Source organism: Arthrobacter sp. PL16, from assembly GCF_035985055.1.
In the GTDB taxonomy this organism is placed as follows: Bacteria; Actinomycetota; Actinomycetes; order Actinomycetales; family Micrococcaceae; genus Arthrobacter_D; species Arthrobacter_D cheniae.
In genome coordinates, this window is the sequence record NZ_JAXCIC010000004.1 from 53,067 (window position 1) to 71,955 (window position 18,889).

The 18,889-nt window shown below is 66.2% G+C and carries 19 protein-coding genes; 11 read left to right on the forward strand and 8 right to left on the reverse strand.

Translation table 11 applies throughout. From position 1 onward, the window contains the following. Nucleotides 1–37 precede the first annotated feature (37 nt). Complete coding sequence (coaE, locus tag RCH21_RS09710; protein WP_326964203.1) at nt 38–1,114, reverse strand: dephospho-CoA kinase; 1,077 nt, start codon at nt 1,112–1,114, stop codon at nt 38–40. A 141-nt stretch (nt 1,115–1,255) separates the two neighbouring features. Between coaE and RCH21_RS09715 the strand changes: the two genes are divergently transcribed. After that, entirely contained in the window at nt 1,256–2,926 is a 1,671-nt protein-coding gene (locus RCH21_RS09715) for a RecQ family ATP-dependent DNA helicase (RefSeq protein ID WP_235830680.1), read from the forward strand. A 24-nt stretch (nt 2,927–2,950) separates the two neighbouring features. Here RCH21_RS09715 and RCH21_RS09720 read toward each other — a convergent pair whose 3' ends face one another. Continuing rightward, the gene (locus tag RCH21_RS09720) at nt 2,951–3,289 is read right to left on the reverse strand and encodes a hypothetical protein (protein ID WP_326964204.1); all 339 of its coding nucleotides are present in this window, start codon (nt 3,287–3,289) and stop codon (nt 2,951–2,953) included. A 252-nt stretch (nt 3,290–3,541) separates the two neighbouring features. On the opposite strand from RCH21_RS09720, the gene RCH21_RS09725 reads away from it, so the two are divergent. From RCH21_RS09725 to RCH21_RS09735, 3 genes are read left to right on the forward strand one after another with little or no spacing between them, the layout of a single operon-like run. Continuing rightward, nucleotides 3,542–4,243 (forward strand): GAF and ANTAR domain-containing protein, encoded by a 702-nt coding sequence (locus RCH21_RS09725; protein ID WP_326964205.1) that lies wholly within the window; start codon nt 3,542–3,544, stop codon nt 4,241–4,243. An 11-nt stretch (nt 4,244–4,254) separates the two neighbouring features. Continuing rightward, entirely contained in the window at nt 4,255–4,662 is a 408-nt protein-coding gene (locus RCH21_RS09730) for a hypothetical protein (protein WP_326964206.1), read from the forward strand. 39 nt (nt 4,663–4,701) lie between these two features. After that, nucleotides 4,702–5,877 carry a class I SAM-dependent methyltransferase gene (locus tag RCH21_RS09735; RefSeq protein WP_326964207.1) on the forward strand — a complete coding sequence of 392 codons (1,176 nt, stop codon included), beginning with the start codon at nt 4,702–4,704 and terminating at the stop codon, nt 5,875–5,877. A 79-nt stretch (nt 5,878–5,956) separates the two neighbouring features. Here the strand turns inward: RCH21_RS09735 and rpsA are convergent, their stop codons facing one another. From rpsA to polA, 3 genes are all read right to left on the reverse strand, one after another. Continuing rightward, the gene (rpsA, locus tag RCH21_RS09740) at nt 5,957–7,429 is read right to left on the reverse strand and encodes a 30S ribosomal protein S1 (protein ID WP_120149020.1); all 1,473 of its coding nucleotides are present in this window, start codon (nt 7,427–7,429) and stop codon (nt 5,957–5,959) included. A gap of 271 nt (nt 7,430–7,700) precedes the next feature. After that, nucleotides 7,701–9,002, reverse strand: a complete 1,302-nt coding sequence (locus RCH21_RS09745; RefSeq protein ID WP_326964208.1) for a GNAT family N-acetyltransferase — start codon at nt 9,000–9,002, stop codon at nt 7,701–7,703. A 35-nt stretch (nt 9,003–9,037) separates the two neighbouring features. After that, nucleotides 9,038–11,686 carry a DNA polymerase I gene (gene polA, locus RCH21_RS09750; RefSeq protein WP_326964418.1) on the reverse strand — a complete coding sequence of 883 codons (2,649 nt, stop codon included), beginning with the start codon at nt 11,684–11,686 and terminating at the stop codon, nt 9,038–9,040. A gap of 199 nt (nt 11,687–11,885) precedes the next feature. Here polA and RCH21_RS09755 point away from each other — a divergent pair, with 199 nt between their 5' ends. From RCH21_RS09755 to RCH21_RS09765, 3 genes are all read left to right on the forward strand, one after another. Beyond that, entirely contained in the window at nt 11,886–12,374 is a 489-nt protein-coding gene (locus tag RCH21_RS09755) for a hotdog fold thioesterase (protein ID WP_120149023.1), read from the forward strand. A gap of 162 nt (nt 12,375–12,536) precedes the next feature. Continuing rightward, nucleotides 12,537–12,716 (forward strand): hypothetical protein, encoded by a 180-nt coding sequence (locus tag RCH21_RS09760; protein WP_120149024.1) that lies wholly within the window; start codon nt 12,537–12,539, stop codon nt 12,714–12,716. After that, the gene (locus tag RCH21_RS09765; RefSeq protein WP_326964209.1) at nt 12,716–13,207 is read left to right on the forward strand and encodes a hypothetical protein; all 492 of its coding nucleotides are present in this window, start codon (nt 12,716–12,718) and stop codon (nt 13,205–13,207) included. Before RCH21_RS09760 ends, RCH21_RS09765 begins: the two co-directional genes overlap by 1 nt. Here RCH21_RS09765 and RCH21_RS09770 read toward each other — a convergent pair. From RCH21_RS09770 to ligD, 3 genes are all read right to left on the reverse strand, one after another. Beyond that, the gene (locus tag RCH21_RS09770; RefSeq protein WP_326964210.1) at nt 13,204–13,590 is read right to left on the reverse strand and encodes a response regulator transcription factor; all 387 of its coding nucleotides are present in this window, start codon (nt 13,588–13,590) and stop codon (nt 13,204–13,206) included. The genes RCH21_RS09765 and RCH21_RS09770 overlap by 4 nt on opposite strands. 42 nt (nt 13,591–13,632) lie before the next feature. Continuing rightward, on the reverse strand, nt 13,633–14,253 hold the full coding sequence (locus RCH21_RS09775; RefSeq protein ID WP_326964211.1) for a hypothetical protein: 621 nt from the start codon (nt 14,251–14,253) through the stop codon (nt 13,633–13,635). 143 nt (nt 14,254–14,396) lie between these two features. Next, nucleotides 14,397–15,419 carry a non-homologous end-joining DNA ligase gene (ligD, locus tag RCH21_RS09780; RefSeq protein WP_326964212.1) on the reverse strand — a complete coding sequence of 341 codons (1,023 nt, stop codon included), beginning with the start codon at nt 15,417–15,419 and terminating at the stop codon, nt 14,397–14,399. Between the two features lie 317 nt (nt 15,420–15,736). Here ligD and RCH21_RS09785 point away from each other — a divergent pair, with 317 nt between their 5' ends. From RCH21_RS09785 to RCH21_RS09800, 4 genes are all read left to right on the forward strand, one after another. Continuing rightward, nucleotides 15,737–16,399 (forward strand): PAS and ANTAR domain-containing protein, encoded by a 663-nt coding sequence (locus tag RCH21_RS09785; protein ID WP_326964213.1) that lies wholly within the window; start codon nt 15,737–15,739, stop codon nt 16,397–16,399. 217 nt (nt 16,400–16,616) lie between these two features. Further along, on the forward strand, nt 16,617–16,868 hold the full coding sequence (locus tag RCH21_RS09790; RefSeq protein ID WP_326964214.1) for a hypothetical protein: 252 nt from the start codon (nt 16,617–16,619) through the stop codon (nt 16,866–16,868). 446 nt (nt 16,869–17,314) lie between these two features. Then, on the forward strand, nt 17,315–17,722 hold the full coding sequence (locus RCH21_RS09795) for a GlcG/HbpS family heme-binding protein (protein WP_326964215.1): 408 nt from the start codon (nt 17,315–17,317) through the stop codon (nt 17,720–17,722). Nucleotides 17,723–17,850: 128 nt separating this feature from the next. Further along, the gene (locus tag RCH21_RS09800) at nt 17,851–18,828 is read left to right on the forward strand and encodes an alpha/beta hydrolase (RefSeq protein ID WP_326964216.1); all 978 of its coding nucleotides are present in this window, start codon (nt 17,851–17,853) and stop codon (nt 18,826–18,828) included. Nucleotides 18,829–18,889: the final 61 nt, after the last annotated feature.

Sequence of the window (18,889 nt, forward strand, 5' to 3'; positions counted from 1 at the left end):
CTCGCGGCTGAAAGGCCGCGCTGCTCGGCCGAGCCCTTCAGTCCGGTCGCGGTGGGGAGGAAATGGTGACCGTGACATCGATCGCCGGATCGGCCGAGCGATGCAGGACGAGCGCACCAGTCGATGGGGACCCGCCCCGCTCGGCGTCGCGCGGAAAACCGGCTGCCGTCACGACCGTCGAAGCCTCCGCTCGATCGTCCTCCTGACCGAGGCGAACCTGCAGGTGCGCCCGAACGACGTCGTCCGTTCGATCCAACCCCTGGGTGGCCGATCCCGGCGCAGCCGACCCGACGCGCATCCCGGCCGACAGTGCTGCCACCAGTTTGCCCGTCATACGCCTCTCGAGTCCGCTGGTTCCCGGAAGGCCCCACGCCGCAGCATCCCCGCCGGCTACGACGTCGGCGGAAGACACCGCGGTGTCCACAGCACCAGCACCAGCGCCAGCGCCAGCGCCAGCAAGGGTTGGGGACGCCTCCGGACCGTCGGACCGTGGAGCCGGCCTGCCGGCCGCAAGATTGTCGCGGAACGGCACGATCCGGCGTTCCCACAGGACGGTCGTCGCGGTGAGGAGGTCATTGAGCGCACGGTCGTTCACGAGGACGGCGTCCGCGGCGGCGAGGCGTTCCGCGCGGGAGGCCTGCGCGGTGATGCGTTGCCGGGCGTCGCCCGGATCCATACCCCGCCGCTCGACCATCCGCGCGATCCGCTGTTCGTCCGGCGCATCGACGACGATCACCAGGTGGAACCGGGCGGCCTGGCGCGTCTCGACCAGCAGGGGGATGTCCTCGACCACCACTGCGTCGCCGGGGGCCCGCTCGATCAGCCGGGCGGCTTCTGCGCGGACGCGGGGATGAACGATCGCGTTGAGCCGCTCCCGCTCGGAGCGGTCGCGGAAAACGAGGCGACCCAGCGCAGGTCGGTCCAGAGCGCCGTCCGTTCCGAGGACTCCTGGCCCGAAGGCGGCCACGACCTCGTCGAGGCCCTCGGTCCCCGGCTCGACCACCGCCCGCGCCAGGAGGTCGGCATCCACGATGACGGCCCCGAGGCGCCCGAGTTCGGCGGCAACGGCGGATTTTCCGGCCGCGATCCCTCCAGTCAGTCCGATGCGCAGCATGAGCACACCCTAGCCCGTCCTCGCCCGTGCTTTCCGAAGGTCCCTCCGGCTGTCAAGGGACCGTCGGGCGCAGAGGGCAACTCGGGAAATGGCGGGACCCATGAATACGCTCAGTGCACTTACTTCTTATCGAGGAGAACCGTGACGATCACCCTGCAGGACCTTCAGGACACCGCCGCTTCCACCTTCGGCTGGGACGATCTGCGCCCCGGCCAGGAGCGGGCCATGGAGGCGGTGCTCGAAGGTCACAGCGTCCTGTGCGTCATGCCCACGGGGTCCGGGAAGTCGGCGATCTACCAGGTGCCGGCGATGGCGCTTCCCGGCGTCGCCGTCGTCATCTCCCCCTTGATCGCCCTACAGCACGACCAGGCGGAGTCGATCAACGAACACGCAGGCGCCACCCGGGCCCTTGCCATCAATTCGAGCATGAGGAAGAGCGAGGTCGCTGCGGCGTGGGAGGCGGCGGACGACGACGACGAGTCCACGCGCGCGAAGTTCCTGTTCCTGGCCCCCGAGCAGGTCGCGCGGGACGACGTCGCGGCACGCCTGCGCGCCCTCGACGTCTCACTGGTCGTCGTTGACGAGGCGCACTGCGTCTCGTCGTGGGGACACGATTTCCGGCCGGACTACCTGCAGCTGGGCCACCTCGTGCGCGAACTCCAGGTGCCGGTGATCGCCCTCACGGCGACGGCCTCCCGCCCCGTGCAGAAAGAGATCGTCGAGAGGCTCCACCTGAAGGACCCGGTCGTCATGGCCGAGGGCTTCGACCGCCCGAATATCTTTCTCGACGTCATGCAGCATGTCGAGGGGGACGAGAAGCAGCGAGCCGTCCGCGACCACGTTCTCGGACTCGCCGGGCCGGGGCTCGTCTATGCCGCGACGAAGAAGGCGGCCGACAGGCTCGCCTCCGAGCTGCAGGAACATGGGCGGAGTGCGGACGTTTATCACGCCGGGCGGCTGAAGAGCGAACGCGAAGCTGTCCACGAGGGCTTCCTCGACGGCTCGATCGATATCGTCGTCGCGACGACGGCCTTCGGCATGGGCATCGACAAGCCGGACGTGCGCTTTGTCGTGCATGCGGACATTTCGGACTCCCTGGACAGCTACTACCAGGAGATCGGCCGTGGTGGCCGTGACGGGCTCGACACACAGGCCGTTCTGCACTACCGCCCTGAGGATCTGTCCCTGCGACGGTTCTTCGCTGCGAAGTCAGTCAACCGTACGCAGGTCCGCGAACTGTTTCTGCTCATCGCCGCCCAGGACAAGCCGGTGAAGATGAAGAAACTGAAGGAGCTGTCGGGCCTTTCCCCGCGTAAACTGACCGGGCTCCTCAACCTGCTCGCGGCGTCAGAGAGCATCGGTGACGGGGTGAAGGGCTACCGGGCCAGGAAGATCACCGCGGACGAGGCCGTCGAGAGAGTGGTGGAGCAGGCGGAGAACCGGGAGCGGATCGATCAGTCACGTGTCGAGATGGCCCGCCGCTACGCAGAGACGAAGGGATGCCGCCGACAGTTCCTGCTCGCCTACTTCGGGGAGGAACTCCCGGAGCCCTGCGGCAACTGCGGCAACTGCGCACGGGAGGCATCCGCGGTCCGGGCTCCCGAGCCGGCAGGAGCGACGCCCGCCGGAGAGGATGATGTGCCCTTCGAGGTCGACGCGACGGTAGAACATCCGGAGTGGGGACCCGGCACCGTCATGGGCTACGAGGAGGGCATCATCACGGTCCTGTTCGACTCGGTCGGCTACAAGACCCTCTCGCTGGCGCTCGTGGAGGACAAGAACCTCCTCGCAGAAGTGCCGCCCGCCGCATAGGGCGGGCGGCATGCCGATCCACGACTACCGCGGCTGGGCCGGGTTGGTCGGGTCCCCTTGAGACGGCGGGTTGATCGGCGGACCGGACGTCGCAGGGCTCACCGGTGATCCGCCGGCGGTGCTCCCGACTTCCGGCAGCGAGGTTCCCGCGCCCTCGGACAGGTCCGCACCGCCCTGCACTGCGCGGAGCCGCTGCTGCAGCACCAGCTTCACGGGCAGGCGATCCCCATGGGCTTCCTCGTAGTCGAGCAACGCTTGCAGGCCCCCCTCGTCGAGCCCCGTGATGCGTGTCGGTAACGTCCCGAGGGGGATGTGGTCGTAGTCGGGCAGGGGCAGTTCGTCACGGCCTGGTGATGCGGTCACGTCAACTCCTAGTTCAATTCAGAAGCATGCTGAGTGATTCCACCCTAGGGATCGCCGGCGGCGAGGGGCAAGCACCTTCTCTCCCGTCGCCGGATGGACCAGCGCACCGGAAGCCGTGTAGCGGTAGCCCCTCAATGGCACCCGCGCGAGGCCGCGTGTGGGCCGATGGTGAGGGGTGTCCGCTGTGTATCCTGTAACTTCGTACTCGATCAAGACGACCCTGTTGCCGAGGCTGGAACTGTGACTTCACCGATGGAAGAACTGACTTTCGTCTTCGCCAGGCTCAAGGGCCTCCTGCTGACGGATTCGAAGGCCAGCGAGGCGGTCGAGGACCTTGCGGAGGCCGTGAAGAAGTCGGTACCCGGGTCCCTCGGAGCCGGCGTGTCCCTCATCGACGATCAGGGCCGGAAGCGGAGCACGGGCTACACCGACGATGTCGTGGCGGCAGCCGACGAGCTGCAGTACGAGCTCGGCCAGGGCCCGTGCCTCACGGCCTGGGCTGCTGAGTCGACAGTGCAGATCGACGACGTCCGGACCGACGACCGATGGCCGCTGTGGAGAGAAGCCGTCGCCGATCTTCCGCTGCGCTCCACCCTGAGCATCGCGCTCGTCCATGACAGGAGGAGCATCGGCGCCCTCAAGGTTTACTCACCCCTTCCCTCCGCCTTCTCCGCCCAGGATCGCAAGCAGCTGGTCCTTCTCGCCTCCCCGGCCGCGACGCTGCTCGGTACCGCCCAACCGGACACTGCTCCCGCCGCGGCGAGCAAAGCCCTTCAGCACGCCCTGGCCACCAGGGACCTCATCCATACGGCGCGGGGCGTCCTCATGGAACGACACGGCCTCGATGCAGACACCGCCATGCGACGCATGCTGACCGAGGCGGCCTCCACGAAGACAGACCTCAGAGCCGTAGCCCTCTCCGTCATCAACGGCACCGCCGGCAGCTCCCACTGAAGGCGCAGCCCGTGGAGAACCATCCAGATCACGAATTCCAGCGGGTCAACCTCCTCCGGGCGGTTCGTCATGCACAGATCGAAGCGAGCCAACTCTGGCTGCACTACTTCGGCCTCGGCGGAGACGCCGGCGAGTACGAGGTGGAAGCCTACCTGCACGGCTCCTTCACCCTCCCGCCCCTTCAGCGCGACCTCCTCGCGCACGCGGCGAACGAATTGATCGACGGTCTGCCCCCGCCACCGAGAGCCCCCTACAGTACCGACTCCGCCGGCGACGCCGGGCCCGGACCCGACACCGAACCGGCCGAGGCGGATGTCGTCCGATCGGCTGGCACCTCCCTCGACTGGCTCTTCGACGCCGCGCCTGATGACAGTGATCCCGGCAGTCGTGACCCTGATGCCGGTACCATCCCTCCCTGACCGGGTGTGCAGGTCCGCGGAACCGTCGCGGCACCTAGGATGGAGCGGGTGACCCCGTTGAACCTCGACCTGCTGCGCCGTCGTCCCGATATCGAGGCACCGGAACTGGTCGCCGTCGACGCAGCCGACCGGCTCCTCCTCGGTCTCGCCGCCGACAGACTCCGATCGCCGGGCATCGTCGCGACGATCAATGACTCCTACGGCGCCCTCACCCTCGGAGCTGCGGATGTGACGGGCGGCAGCGGTATCCGCGCGTTCCAGGACGGTATCGTGCACGAACGGGCTCTCGCACTCAACGCCGAGGACCAGGGCCTGCGGGATGCGTACCGATCCCTCCCCCTGACTCCGGCCCTGCTCGACGACGTCTCGACCGTGCTGCTGCGACTGCCGCGCTCGCTCGATGAACTCGATGAGCTCGCATGGACCATCGCCGCCCACGCCCGACCGGACGTCCAGGTGCTGGCCGCGGGGCGGATCAAGCACATGTCCGTCTCCATGAATGCGATCCTCGGACGGTACTTCGGCTCGGTCACCGCGAGCCTCGCCCGGCAGAAGTCGCGTGTCCTCATCGCGGCCGGGCCCCGCCCGGTCCCTCCCACCACGTTTCCACGGCGGGCCACCTACGACGTCGGCCTCGACCGGCCACTGGAGCTGCGCGCCTTCGGTGCCACCTTCGGTGGTGCGTCGCTCGACCCCGGGACGCGCCTCCTGCTCCCCCACCTGCGCGGAATCGGCCGAGCACTCCCCCCGGCGGCAGCCGCTTCCACGACGCGCGATCGGCCCGGAGCGATCATCGACCTCGGCAGCGGGAACGGTGCCATCTCGTCCTACCTCGCGCTGTGCACTCCCGGTCTCAGCATCCTTGCGACGGACCAGTCTGCGTCGGCTGCCGCATCGACGACGGCGACCGCCCTAGCGAACGGCGTCGCCGGCCGCATCGAGGTCACCCGGGATGACGCCCTGTCGGCCGTCCCGGACGCATCCGCCCGCGTGATCGTCCTCAATCCACCCTTCCATATCGGCAGTACGGTGCACGCGGGTATCGCCCACCGGCTCTTCGACGCGTGCGCCCGCGTCCTCTCGCCGGGTGGTGAGCTGTGGACCGTCTGGAACAGCCACCTCCGCTACCGGCCCGTGCTCGAACGCGTCATCGGTCCTACGCGCCAGCTGGAACGCTCTCCGCGGTTCACCGTGACGGTCTCGACCAGGCGGTAGGAGACAGGCCTACGCACACAGATGAAGAAGGCCCCCGTCCAGTGGACGGGGGCCTTCTTCGGTTCAGCTATGAGGTAGCTTACGCTCCGGTCAGCTTCTCACGGAGAGCCGCGAGCGCCTCGTCCGAGGCGAGCGTGCCCGATCCGGTGTCGGCGACGACGGGCTCCGAGGAGTAGCTCGTCGAGTTCGACTCCACAGGCTCGTTCGCTGCAGCGGCGTCATCGGACGCGTGCTGCACAACCTGCTTCTTGTGCGATTCCCAGCGTGACTGGGCCTCGGCGTACTGAGCTTCCCAGGCAGCGCGCTGGGTCTCGTAGCCTTCGAGCCATTCGTTGGACTCGGGGTCGAAGCCCTCCGGGTACTTGTAGTTGCCCTCTTCGTCGTACTCGGCAGCCATACCGTACAGCGCCGGGTCGAACTCGGTGCTGTCGGCGTCGACACCCTCGTTGGCCTGCTTGAGGCTGAGGGAGATCCGGCGGCGTTCGAGGTCGATGTCGATGACCTTGACGAAGAGCTCGTCGCCCACGGAGACGACCTGCTCGGCCAGTTCGACGTGGCGGACCGCGAGCTCGGAGATGTGCACGAGGCCTTCGATGCCGTCTTCGACGCGAACGAACGCGCCGAACGGAACGAGCTTCGTGACCTTACCCGGGACAACCTGGCCCAGGGCGTGCGTGCGTGCGAAGGTCTGCCATGGATCTTCCTGGGTGGCCTTCAGCGACAGCGAGACGCGCTCGCGATCGAGATCGACCTCGAGGACCTCCACGGTGACTTCCTGACCGACCTCGACGACCTCGGACGGGTGGTCGATGTGCTTCCAGGACAGCTCGGAGACGTGGACGAGGCCGTCGACGCCGCCGAGGTCCACGAATGCACCGAAGTTGACGATCGAGGAGACGACGCCCGGACGGACCTGGCCCTTCTCGAGCTTGTTGAGGAACGTCGAGCGGACCTCGGACTGGGTCTGCTCGAGCCACGCACGACGCGACAGCACGACGTTGTTGCGGTTCTTGTCGAGCTCGATGATCTTCGCTTCGATCTGCTGGCCGATGTACGGAGCCAGGTCGCGAACACGACGCATCTCGACGAGGGACGCGGGCAGGAAGCCGCGCAGGCCGATGTCCAGGATGAGGCCACCCTTGACGACCTCGATGACGGTACCGGTGACGACGCCGTCTTCTTCCTTGACCTTCTCGATGTCGCCCCAGGCGCGCTCGTACTGAGCACGCTTCTTGGACAGGATCAGTCGGCCTTCTTTGTCTTCCTTGGTGAGAACCAGAGCCTCGACCTGATCGCCCACGGAGACGACGTCTCCGGGATCGACGTCGTGCTTGATGGACAGCTCACGGGAAGGAATGACACCCTCGGTCTTGTAACCGATGTCGAGCAGGACCTCGTCGCGGTCGACCTTGACGACCGTACCCTCGACGAGATCTCCGTCGTTGAAGTACTTGATGGTTGCGTCGATCGCTGCGAGAAAGTCCTCAGCGGTGCCGATGTCGTTGATGGCGACGACGGGGGCACCTTGCTTCTCGGTGGTGGTGATGGTCATGTAGTTGGGACTCCGTTGTGGATGATGACGTGCTCCGGTCATGGGAGACACCGCGGTTCCAGCCGGGCTGGAGCGGGTTCCGATGTCCGGATGTGGACGAAATGGAATGAACCTCGGAAGATTCAGGAGTGGTGGTGCTCCCGGGAGGACGTCGGCTGTTGCCGGAACCCGCCAGGGCGCACCACGCGCCTGTCTAGTCTATCCGCGGCCCCCAACACCGTCAAAGCAGATGTCCCTGCCGGCGGCGCAGCCGGGAGCGTCGTCGTCGGAACTAGAAGTGGGTGATGCAGTAGGGCTCCTGCGCGAGTCCGAACAGTGCATCCAGCAGCGCCACCGCGTCGTCGGTGTGGGCGGTGAGACCGCCGGCAGCCGCGAGGGTGGAGGCCTGCACGCCGCCGAGGTACAGCGAGCCGAGGGCATTGACGGTGAGTGTGACATCGGCAGTCTGCGCGCCCTCGAGCTGCTCGACCACCGCGACCCCGTCCGCGACAACCAGGGAGAAGGACCCGTTCGCCAGCCCGAGATCGTCCAGGACCTCGAGGACGATCTTCCCACTGCCCCGGTACGACCGCTGCCCCAGCGCGGCAGGCACGTCGAGCATGCGGACCCAGAGGACGTCGTCCGTGCCCTTGACACCGTAACAGCGCCGGTCCCGCAGGGCCCATGGAAGGGCATCGTCCCGACGGGCCTCGTCCCAGGTGACCACCTGCACCAGGTCGAGGGAACCGAGATAGCGCCACAGCTCGAGGTAGGCCGAGGGGGTACTCGCTACTAGGTCCACGACCTTCACGGTATAGGGCGTGGTCTCCCAGCCCGCGAATCGGTAGGTCACGTATCCCGCAGGCGTGCCGGCTGCGTCGTAGTGCACGGCCAGGCGGACGGCCCTGTCCTCGACCGGGCGCTCCCGGCCCCACTCGCCCGAGGCCCGGCGCGCATAGGCGTACTGCCGCCCCACGGATCCGAAGGTCGAGGCGTCGAAAGCGCTGAAGACCTGCTCCGCAAGGCGCACCGCATGCTCCCGCGCCACGAGCGTCGTCGTGCCGGTCGCGCGGGCGGTCACCTCGAAGCGTTCCCGGACATCCACCTCGATCGAGTGCGTGAGCGTGGCGCAGCCGAACCCGAATCGGCCGTAGATCGTGGCCTCCGATGCCGTCAGGATGGCGACGGAAAGCCCCCGTTCCCGGGCCTCGCGCAGGTCCCTCGTCATCATCGACCGCAGGATTCCCTGGCGCCGGTGGCTGGCTCGGACGGTCACCGCGGTGATCTGGTGCGCGTCGATGAGCGCCGCGCCGACGTTCAGGGTGTGCACCATCGTGCCGTAGGTGGCAACCGGGAAATCTGCATCGAGGGCTTCGGCCGGCTGGGCGGTGTCGTGGACGCCCCACAGCACGCGCTCGTCCGCCCGGTAGGCCTGCAGGTAGAGCGGGATGTCCTCCGGGTCGAAGGTACCTTCGTGGAAACCGATCCCCTCGGCGTTCAGCCACTTGGCAAAGCGCCCGTCGGCCGATGGGTCCTCGTCCGGGCCGAGCGTGAAGATGCGGGTTTGCAGGTCTGGTGTCGTCGTCTCACTCACCCGCACCACCCTAGCCGGGCTTCCCTCCGGAAGCCCTAGTGCGCGGCCTCGTGCCAGCTGGCCCCCGTGCCCACGGAGACGTCGAGTGGAACGGAGAGGTCCGCCGCGCTGCCCATCTGCTCGCGGACGAGCGCCTCGACCTCCTCGGACTCACCCTCGGCTATCTCGAGGACGAGTTCGTCATGGACCTGCAGCAGCATCCGCGAGGAGAGCCCCCGGCGGGTCAACGCCTCGTCGACTCCGAGCATGGCCTTCTTGATGATGTCCGCCGCCGAGCCCTGGATGGGAGCATTCAACGCCGCACGCTCCGCCATCTCGCGGAGCTGCCGATTGTCGCTCGAGAGATCCGGCAGGTAACGTCGTCGCCCCTCGATGGTGGAGGTGAAGCCGTCCTTGCGGGCCTGCTCCACGATGCCGCGCAGGTAGTCCCGCACCGCTCCGAAGCGCTCGAAGTAATCACGCATCAGGGTGCGTGCCTCATCCACGGAGATGTTGAGCTGCTTCGAGAGCCCGAACGAGCTGAGCCCGTAGACGAGTCCGTAGGACATGGCCTTCACCTTGGACCGCATCGCGTTGGTGACCTCCTCGGGAGCCACCCCGAAGATGTGCGATCCCACGAACCGGTGGAGGTCCTCACCCTCCTGGAAGGCGGAGATGAGCCCTTCGTCACCGGACAGGTGCGCCATGATGCGCATCTCGATCTGGGAGTAGTCGGCCGTCATCAGGCTCTCGTACTTCTCGCCGTTCCGGCCCTGCCCGACGACGAACACCTCCCGGATACGGCGTCCCTCGTCCGAGCGCACCGGGATGTTCTGCAGGTTCGGATTCGTCGAGGAGAGGCGGCCCGTCGCGGCGACCGTCTGCAGGTAGGTCGTGTGGACACGGCCGTCGTCGCCCACCGCCTTCCGCAGGCCCTCCACCGTCTGACGGAGCTTGGTGGCGTCGCGGTAGGCGAGGAGCTGCTCGAGGAAGGGGTGACCGGTCTTCGTGATCAGATCGGTCAGGGCGTCGGCATCCGTGGAGTAGCCGGTCTTGATCTTCTTGGTCTTCGGTAGTTCGAGTTCGTCGAAGAGGACGATCTGCAGTTGCTTGGGCGAACCGAGGTTGATCTCCTTGCCGATGATCCGGTAGGCCTCGGACCCGGCCGCGCTGATGGTCTTCGAGAAATCATCGAGGAGTCGATCCAGCCCGTCGACCGAGACAGCCACCCCGGTGAGTTCCATGCGGGCGAGCACTTCGGCCAACGGCAGTTCGAGCCCGCCGAGCAGCTGGTTCGCGCCCCGCTCCACGAGCTGACCGGCAAAGTGCTCACTCAGGCGCAGAGCCGCATAGGCCGCCACGACGGCGGGAGAGGCGACGTCGTTGCCGCCGAGGTCGAGAGCCTGCTGCCCGGACGAATCGTTCGCGGACGCGGTGATGGACAGGCGAAGGTGGTACTGGGCGAGGTCCGCCAGGTCGTAGCTGCGGCGGTCGGGCTGGATGAGGTACCCGGATATCGCGGTGTCGTCCACCTCTCCCGCGAGCACGAACCCCCGGGCGGCCAACAGCTTGAACACGGTCTTGAAGTCGTGGACGATCTTCGGCGCATCCGTCGCGGACAGCCAGTCACCGAGGACCTTCTCCGCAGCTGCATCGAGCGGTTCGAGCGGGATGAATGCCGCATGCAGGCCGGTCACGACGGCGATCCCGACGACGTCGATGGCTCCCGCGGTCGTCTCGGTCGCCAGTGCCACCGAGGCCTGCGCCTGGTTCGTGGTCCTGAACCATCGGGTGAGCCCGTCGGCGTCCTCGAGGAGCACGTGGGCAGGTGCGCTCTGCTCGTCCCCCTCCTCCTCGGACTCCTCCTCGCCGAAGAGGTCGAACAGGCGCTTGCGCAGGGTATTGAATTGCAGGGAATCGAAGAGGTCTTCGACGGCCGAGCGATCCGGGTGCTGCGACACCATCGCGTCGAGGTCGACGGGGAGCTCGAGGTCGGTGAGGAGCCGGTTCAGGCGGCGGTTCCGCTTCACGTCCTCGATGTTCGCGCGAAGGGAGTCGCCGACCTTGCCGCCGATCTTGTCGAGGTTCTCGAGGATGCCCTCGAGTCCGCCGTACAGCCTGATCCACTTTGCCGCCGTCTTCGGACCGACGCCCGGCACGCCGGGCAGGTTGTCGGCGCTCTCCCCCACCAACGCGGCCAGGTCGGAGTACTGGTGCGGGGGAACGAAGTACTTCTCCTCGATGGCCTGAGCGTCCATCTGCGGGATGTTGGTCACGCCCTGCTTGGGATACAGCACGGTGACGCGATCATTGACGAGCTGAAAGGCGTCGCGATCACCACTGACGACTTGCACGTCCCAGTCCGCGGCGGCGGCCTGGGTCGCCAGCGTGGCCAGGATGTCATCGGCCTCGTACCCGTCCATCGAGATGGTCGGGATGCGCATGGCCTCCATGACCTTGATGATGAGGTCCACCTGCCCGTGGAACTCCTCGGGCGTCTTCGAGCGCCCGCCCTTGTACTCGGTGTACTCCTCCGAGCGGAAGGTGGGGGTGTCGAGGTCGAAGGCCACCACCACGTGGCTCGGCGTCTGGTCCTTGATGAGGTTGATGAGCATGGCCGTGAAGCCGTACACCGCGTTGGTGTGCTGTCCGGTGTCCGTCGAGAAGTTCTCGGGCGGAAGCGCGTAGAAGGCACGGAAGGCCATGGAGTGGCCGTCGATGACGAGGAGCCTGTTGCGCGAGCCGTCAGCGCGCCTCACCGGCGCGGCCGGTGACGTCCCCGCCGCCGCGGCCGCCTCGGCCGACACGGCCGGTGACCCGTCCGGCTCACCGTCGACAGGAGGGGCCATGGTCAGGGTGGCAGCAGGTTTGGTTGTTTCACTCACAGGTGCCAGCCTAGTTGCCATGACAGACAAGCGCACCCGATCCGACGCCGCCCAGGGACCCTCGGAGGAGCGGTTGGCCGAGCTGGTCGCCGCGGGCGTACCGGTGGAGATGCATGGCTGGCTGGGCCGGTACGGCGTGGGCGCCCTGACCGCGAAGATGGGGATCGTCTTCCAGGAGATGAGTGCGGAGCGCATGGTGGCGACGATGCCGGTCGAGGGCAATCAGCAGGTCGCAGGGATCCTGCATGGCGGCGCGCACGTGGTCCTGGCGGAGACCCTCGGCTCGTTCGCAGCCGGTCTTCATGCTGGTCCGGGCAGGCAGGCCGTCGGTATCGAGGTGGGAGCCACACACCACCGCAGCGTCGATACCGGGATCGTGACGGGCACGGCGACGGCGATCCACCTCGGGCGGACCCTCACCACACACGAGGTCGTGATGACGGATGAGCAGGGGCGACGGCTCTCGACGGCGCGCATCACGAACATGATCCGCGACGCCCGCAGCTGATGCGGCGCCACGGTGTCCTGTCCGGCTAAGGACCTACGGCCGGATATTGCAAGCTGGACCCGGCACAGTCTTGCCGTTGCCGCCGCTTCGTCCACCTCCCTACCGTTGAGTTGGGAGGGCGCAGTGCCGTCCCATCACCCCGCATGCAGGACGGAGCCCACCATGGCCGACAAGAAACTCAAGTCCATCGCAGCCCTCCTTGCAGCCAGCACGATCTTCCTCGGCGGCTGCGACCTCGGCAACAAGGACAGCGACAATACCGGCACCGACACCGGGAACTACGACGACAACAACGGCATCGACACCGACCTCGGGGACGATGCGCGCGGGAAGGACAACTAGTGGCGGCACGCCTCAGGGCTATCGGGCGCGCTGCGCTGTACGGCGTTGCAGCAGGCCTCGTCGGAACGGCGGCCATGACGGCGGGTGAACTCGTCGAGCAGCGCATGACGGGCCGCCAGGACTCGCACATCCCCGCGCGTACGCTGCGGATCCTGGCCGGCAGGCCTACCAGCGATTCCGACGACTACCCGGTGTGGAACCACGCGATGCACTGGCTCACCGGCGCCGCCCTCGGCGCCCTCCGGGGTGTCTGGTCCGTGACGGGCATCCGCGGACCCTCGGCAACAACCGCCCACGCAGTCGTGCGCCTGGCGTTCGACCAGACGCTGGAGAACGCGACGGGAGCGGGCGCAGCACCATCCCTGTGGCCGGCGGGCGAGAAAGCCATCGACTATCTTCACAAGGGTGTCTTCGCCGTCGTCACCGGGCTGGCGTCGGATGCGATGAACAGGCCGGTCCTCGTGAGCCAGGCGGGCGCCCGCTCCCACTAGGGCCCGTCCGCCGTCGCCATACCTTCCTGTATGTGGCGGCGTAACTCGGCGGGCCGGAAAGGCTTGCGGAGGTAACGATCCGCGCCCGCTTCGAAGCCCCGCCTCTCGTCCGACGGATCGGTTCGTGCCGTGAGCATGACGATGAAGGTCTTCGAGAACCGTCGGATGCGCTGGGCCACCTCGAAACCGTCGATATCCGGGAGGCCGACGTCGAGCGTGACGACGTCCGGCATGAGGCGACGGACCATTTCCACCCCGGCCAGTCCGGCCGGCGCGGTGTGAACGCGGAAACCCGAGCCGGTCAGCACGGTGTGCAGCAGATCTCTGACGTCGTCGTCGTCCTCGATGACTACCGCGGTGCGGGCGCGCTCGGAACTCGGCATGCGGCAAGTTTACTCGGCGGGTCGCCGTGACGGGGGCGTCGGTCACGACTCCGGCCGTACCGTCGCCTCCACCGGTTCGCCGCCACCTGCAGGTTGCACCAGGACCGTCGTGACGGTGTCGGGAAGCTCGGGGAACGTACCGATCATGAGGAGCTCGCTCGTATCTCCGGGCACGGCTCCCCCGCTGTACTTCTCCACCAGCCCGACGACGTCCGGATTGGACTCCCCGCCGTTCGCCGCCGCCCCCCACTCCTCGATCACGGCCGTGGCAGGACGGAATTCCAGGTCCTGGCCCCCCGGGGTGGAAACGGTCACGGCCTCCAGGTCGAGGGGCAGGCCGCCCTCCGGGTTCTGCACCGTCACCAGTGCATAGGTCACGGCGTCCTCCCCCAGTTCCGAGCGAAGGCCCTCGACGTCCTCCGGCGCCTCGGCCGGCAGCACGACCTCGCCTTTTGCCTGGTCGATCAGGAAGGCGAATGTGCCGCTGCCGGCGTCCACGAGCCCCTCGACGGAAGGGGCGTCCGACGGCGCCGCAGCCTGCTCCGTCGCAGTCTGTGCCGGGTTCGGGGTCGGCCCTGCCGGCTCCGGTCCAGTGGCGGGATTACCACCGCACCCGGTGACGAGCAGCAGCAGGAGGGTCGATGACAACACGGTCTTCTTCATGGTTCTCCCAGGGGCCGGGTGCGGACCGGCACGACGTCAGGCCCGGCTCAGCCGGGGCACGGAAGAGTACCTTCCTGTTGTACCAGCGCCGCGAGCCGGTGCGGGCGGCGACGCCGGACGGGCCGAACCGTTGACAGCGCGGATCAGTCGCGGGTACGTGCGCGGCTCGGCTGCACCCGCATGGGCTCGCCGGGCATCTTCGGGAAATCCGGAGGGAACGGCAGCTCGCCGAGCCCACGCTCGACGTCGCGGTCCCACCAGGCGAGCAGGACATCGATCCGTCCTGGCTCCGCGTGCATGTGTTCCCAGGGATCGCCGACCGTCTGCAGGCGCTCGGGCACGGTCGCGACGGTGAACGACGCCGGATCCACATCGGTCAGTTCCGTCCAGGTGACCGGGCAGGACACGGGAGCGTGCGGCAGGGCCCTCGGACTGTAGGCGCCCGCCATCGTGCGGTCGCGGTTCGCCTGGTTGTAGTCCACGAAGATGCGCTCGCCGCGCTCCTCCTTCCACCACGCCGTCGTCACGCGATCCGGCATACGGCGCTCGAGTTCCCTCGAGGCAGCGATGACGGCACGACGCACGTCGAGGAACTCGTGCATCGGTTCGATGGGTGCGAAGACGTGGAGCCCCCGGTTGCCGGAGGTCTTCACGAAGCAGGTGAGGCCCGCTTCGCCGAGGACGGTCCGCAGTTCGAGAGCAGCAGCGACGACGTCGTCGAAGCTCGTGCCGGGTTGCGGATCGAGGTCGATCCGGAATTCGTCCGGGAGGTCCGATGCCTCGGCGCGGGATGCCCAGGGATGGAAGACGACGGTGTTCATCTGCGCCGCCCAGATGACGGACGCGGGTTCGTCGAGCACCAGTTGTGGGTGCGCCCGTCCGCTCGGGTAGGTGACCGTCACACTGCGCACGTAGTCGGGGGCACCCTTCGGCGGGTTCTTGCTGAAGAAGAAATCGCCGTCCACGTCGCCGCCGAATCGCTGCAGGGAAACGGGGCGGCTGCCGTTCGCTCGAAGGAATGCCGGTGCGACGTCGATGAGGTACCGGGCGAGATCGAGCTTGGTCAGACCTGCCTGAGGCCAGAGCACCCGGGACGGACTCGACAGGCGGACGTGCCGAACGCCTTCCGGTCCGTCGACATCGAGGATCATCGCTTCGCTGGCCATGGCCCCAATGTACCTGCGGGAACACCTGCCCGGGAGTGCTCGTCCGGCCCGACGAGGCTCAACTGCCAGTCTGGTGCCCGAAGTATCTGATGTGTCGTGTCCTCAGGTCGAGACCGCCTTGCGCACTTGCCTATCCGGGTTTGATTCTCCGGTACGAGTGCTGCGATAGAACCTGCCTGAGTTCTGGTTCACCAATCACGACGCCTACATCGCCGACGGCCTCAACGGCCAAGTCATTTGGGTGTTCTTGCTACTCTGTTGTTTTTGCATGCGGGTTAAGACATCAGCCCGGATCGAGCACGTCGAACGGCCTTACCATGACTTCCACCACAGAACCCGCTGTATCCCTGTCCGGCGTTGTCTCGAGCATCGAATACTTTGTCGACTGCCCCACCGGCACCGTCGAACACTACTTCGCCGACGGCGTCGTCCACTGGTCCGATGAGCTGTACCGGATTCACGGCTACGAACGCGGCGACGTCGTCCCCACCCTCGAGCTCGGCATGTCCCACATCGAACCCGCCGACCGGGACGCCGTCCAGGCCTTCTGGACCAGCGTGACAACAAGGGGTGGGCCCTCATCGATCTACGCATCCATCCGCGACCTCAACGGACGTGTGCACAAAGTCCTCCTGAGCGCCGATCTCATCGTTCAGGACACCGAGCCCACCGGGGTATGGGGGTTGGTCGTTGACCTCACCCAGTCCATCCACGCGGACCGCCACCAGCTAGCCAACGAAGCCGTCGCCGCATCCGCACTCAGCCGGGCCGTCATCGAACAAGCCAAGGGCATCCTCATGGGGCGCGCAGGCCTCAGCGCCACCGAAGCCTTCGACCGGATCAGCTCCTACAGCCAGCGAACCAACCGCAAAGTCGTCGTCATCTCGCAGGAAATCATCGACCGCGCCCTGACGCTCACCCATCAGGACCAACACCAACCCCGCACCGAAGCACTCCTGGACCTCTTCAGAGCGCTCTGACCCCACCTTCCCTGAAAGCAACCAGCGCCAGGGCATAGCCGACGTCCAAGACACCGGTGTGCGGTGCTGGGACGTCCACCACCGCACGACCACCGTGTGCAGAAGGTAAAGTTGGTCACACTAAGTGTCTTCCTGGGGCTATTCCGGTTCTCCAGTGGTGTTTCCAAGAGCACGGACATGAATCGTTTCCCGGTCACAGGCCTAAGCAGGCATCACCATGACCCAGCACACGCAACAACACAGCACCTGGCTAGCAGCGCGCGCAGCAGACCTTTCTGTCAACGACCTCTGGGCCCACTACTACAGTGTCGGAGGCACCCTCGAGACCTTCGAGCTCGACGCCTACCTCCACGGTATGTACCCACTTCCGCTCGGTGACCGGAACATGATCGCCCTAGCCCTCAACGAACTCATCGACGACCTACCCCGGCGCCCCAAAGCCGAATTCGTCGACACCCCACTCGTCTAATAGCGGCGCCCCGAGCAGCCCAAACCACCGCACGACCAGCCTCGCGGGCGGGGCCGGTCGGTCATCAGGACCGGGTGGACTCCGGGGCAGCGGTGCGCGTTCTCATCACCCGATGGCGGGTGAGTCCCGAGTCCTCTCAACAGCCTGAAGGACTTCAGCCGACCGTCCCCGTTCTAGCGTTATGACAACGGAGGCGCTGTCTCACTTAGTCATCTCATGGATGGCATTCTGTTCCCCATCTGGGGTGCCCAATGAGCTCACAGGCACTCACAGGTGTGACCTAAACCAGAATCAGTGGCAGGCTCTTGAACCTTCTAATGACTACTCCGCCTTGTTCCTACCAGAAGGGATTCCTGGCTGCCCGCCATCCTGCCCTGCGTCGGTAAAGCAGGGCAGACGGTAGCGGGTGATTGTGCCCGTGCAGGAATAGGGATAGAACGGAGGGCATGACTATTTCGACATTGACCCTCGCGGATGCCCGCACCATCATCGATGCAGCCGAGGCCAAGGCCTCGGAGGTCGGGCAGCCCATGAACATCGCCGTCGTCGACGTCGGCGGCAACGTGATCTCCCACGCCCGGATGGACGGCGCCTGGCTCGGCGGTATCGACATCTCCATCAACAAAGCCTTCACCGCCCGAGCCTTCGACATCGAAACCAAGGAGTTGGGCGAGAACTCCCAGCCCGGCCAGCAGTACTACGGCATCGTCGCCAGCAACCGCAACCGGATCATGATCTTCGCCGGCGGTATCCCCATCACCCGTGGCGGCGAAGTGGTCGGCGCCCTCGGTGTCAGCGGCGGCACCGGAGAACAGGACCAGTCCGTCGCCGAGGCAGGCGTCAACGCTCTCTGACATCACCTACCCTCCCGCTTGGTTGACACAGCCAGCGGTGAGTTGAGTAGTGTTTGCGCGATTGTGGCGGTATTGGTTCCGCTTACGACCGCGCTGACTCAATGAACTAGCAAATTGAAGTATGACCAATGGAGGTCGAAATGCCTGTAACACCACGTGTTGCTCCGCCCTTTGATGTGGAACTCGGAACAGCCCTCACAGTTCTGAAGGATGTGATGCCATCGACCATCACAGCGAACCGGATTCCCACTATGCGTATAGGTCTTCCAGTGCCGACGATCACGTCGCTTCTGAACGGACGCGCGATCAAGCACGAGCAGAAATCGATTCCCGTCCAGGATGGGGAGATGGTCGTGTCGATCTTCACCAGGTACGGGCACGTGGCGGAAGGACCGGGTATCTTTCATGTGCACGGCGGCGGCATGATTTTTGGTGATCGATTCACCGGCGCGGACGAATACCTGGACTGGGTAGAGCGTTTCGACGCGGTCGTTGTCTCGATCGAGTATCGCCTTGCCCCCGAATTTCCTGATCCCACTCCCGTCAACGACTGTTATGCGGGTTTGGTCTGGATGTCCGAACATGCTGAGGAGCTTGGGTTCGACCGCGATCGGTTGGTGGTTGCTGGTGCAAACGCTGGTGGTGGACTCGCCGCAGGCATCAGTTTGAAAGCGCGGGACGAAAGCGGCCCGGTCATAGCAGGTTCATTGCTCATCAATCCGATGATCGATGATCGCAATGAAACGTCATCAAGCCACCAGATATCCGGGATGGGAGTTTGGGACAGGGGAAGCAACGACACAGGATGGGATGCTCTGCTCGGTGATCGGCGCACGACTGATGGCGTTTCGATCTATGCGGCTCCCTCGCGAGCGACCGACCTTTCCGGCCTGCCGCCAACCTTCATCGACTGTGGGTCAGCGGAAGTTTTTCGGGACGAGGACGTCGCCTACGCAACGAGGATCTGGGAGCACGGCGGGATCGCGGAACTGCATGTATGGCCAGGCGGGTTTCATGGATTCGCCACGTTGGCGCCCAAAGCGCAACTGTCCGCACAAGCGCGAGAGGCTCGCGTGAAGTGGCTGCGTCGAATCCTCGGTGGCTGAAAGCCATGACGTTCCGTCACCTCAAGGGTAAGGATGCATAAGGCGTTTTAAGGCACTGATG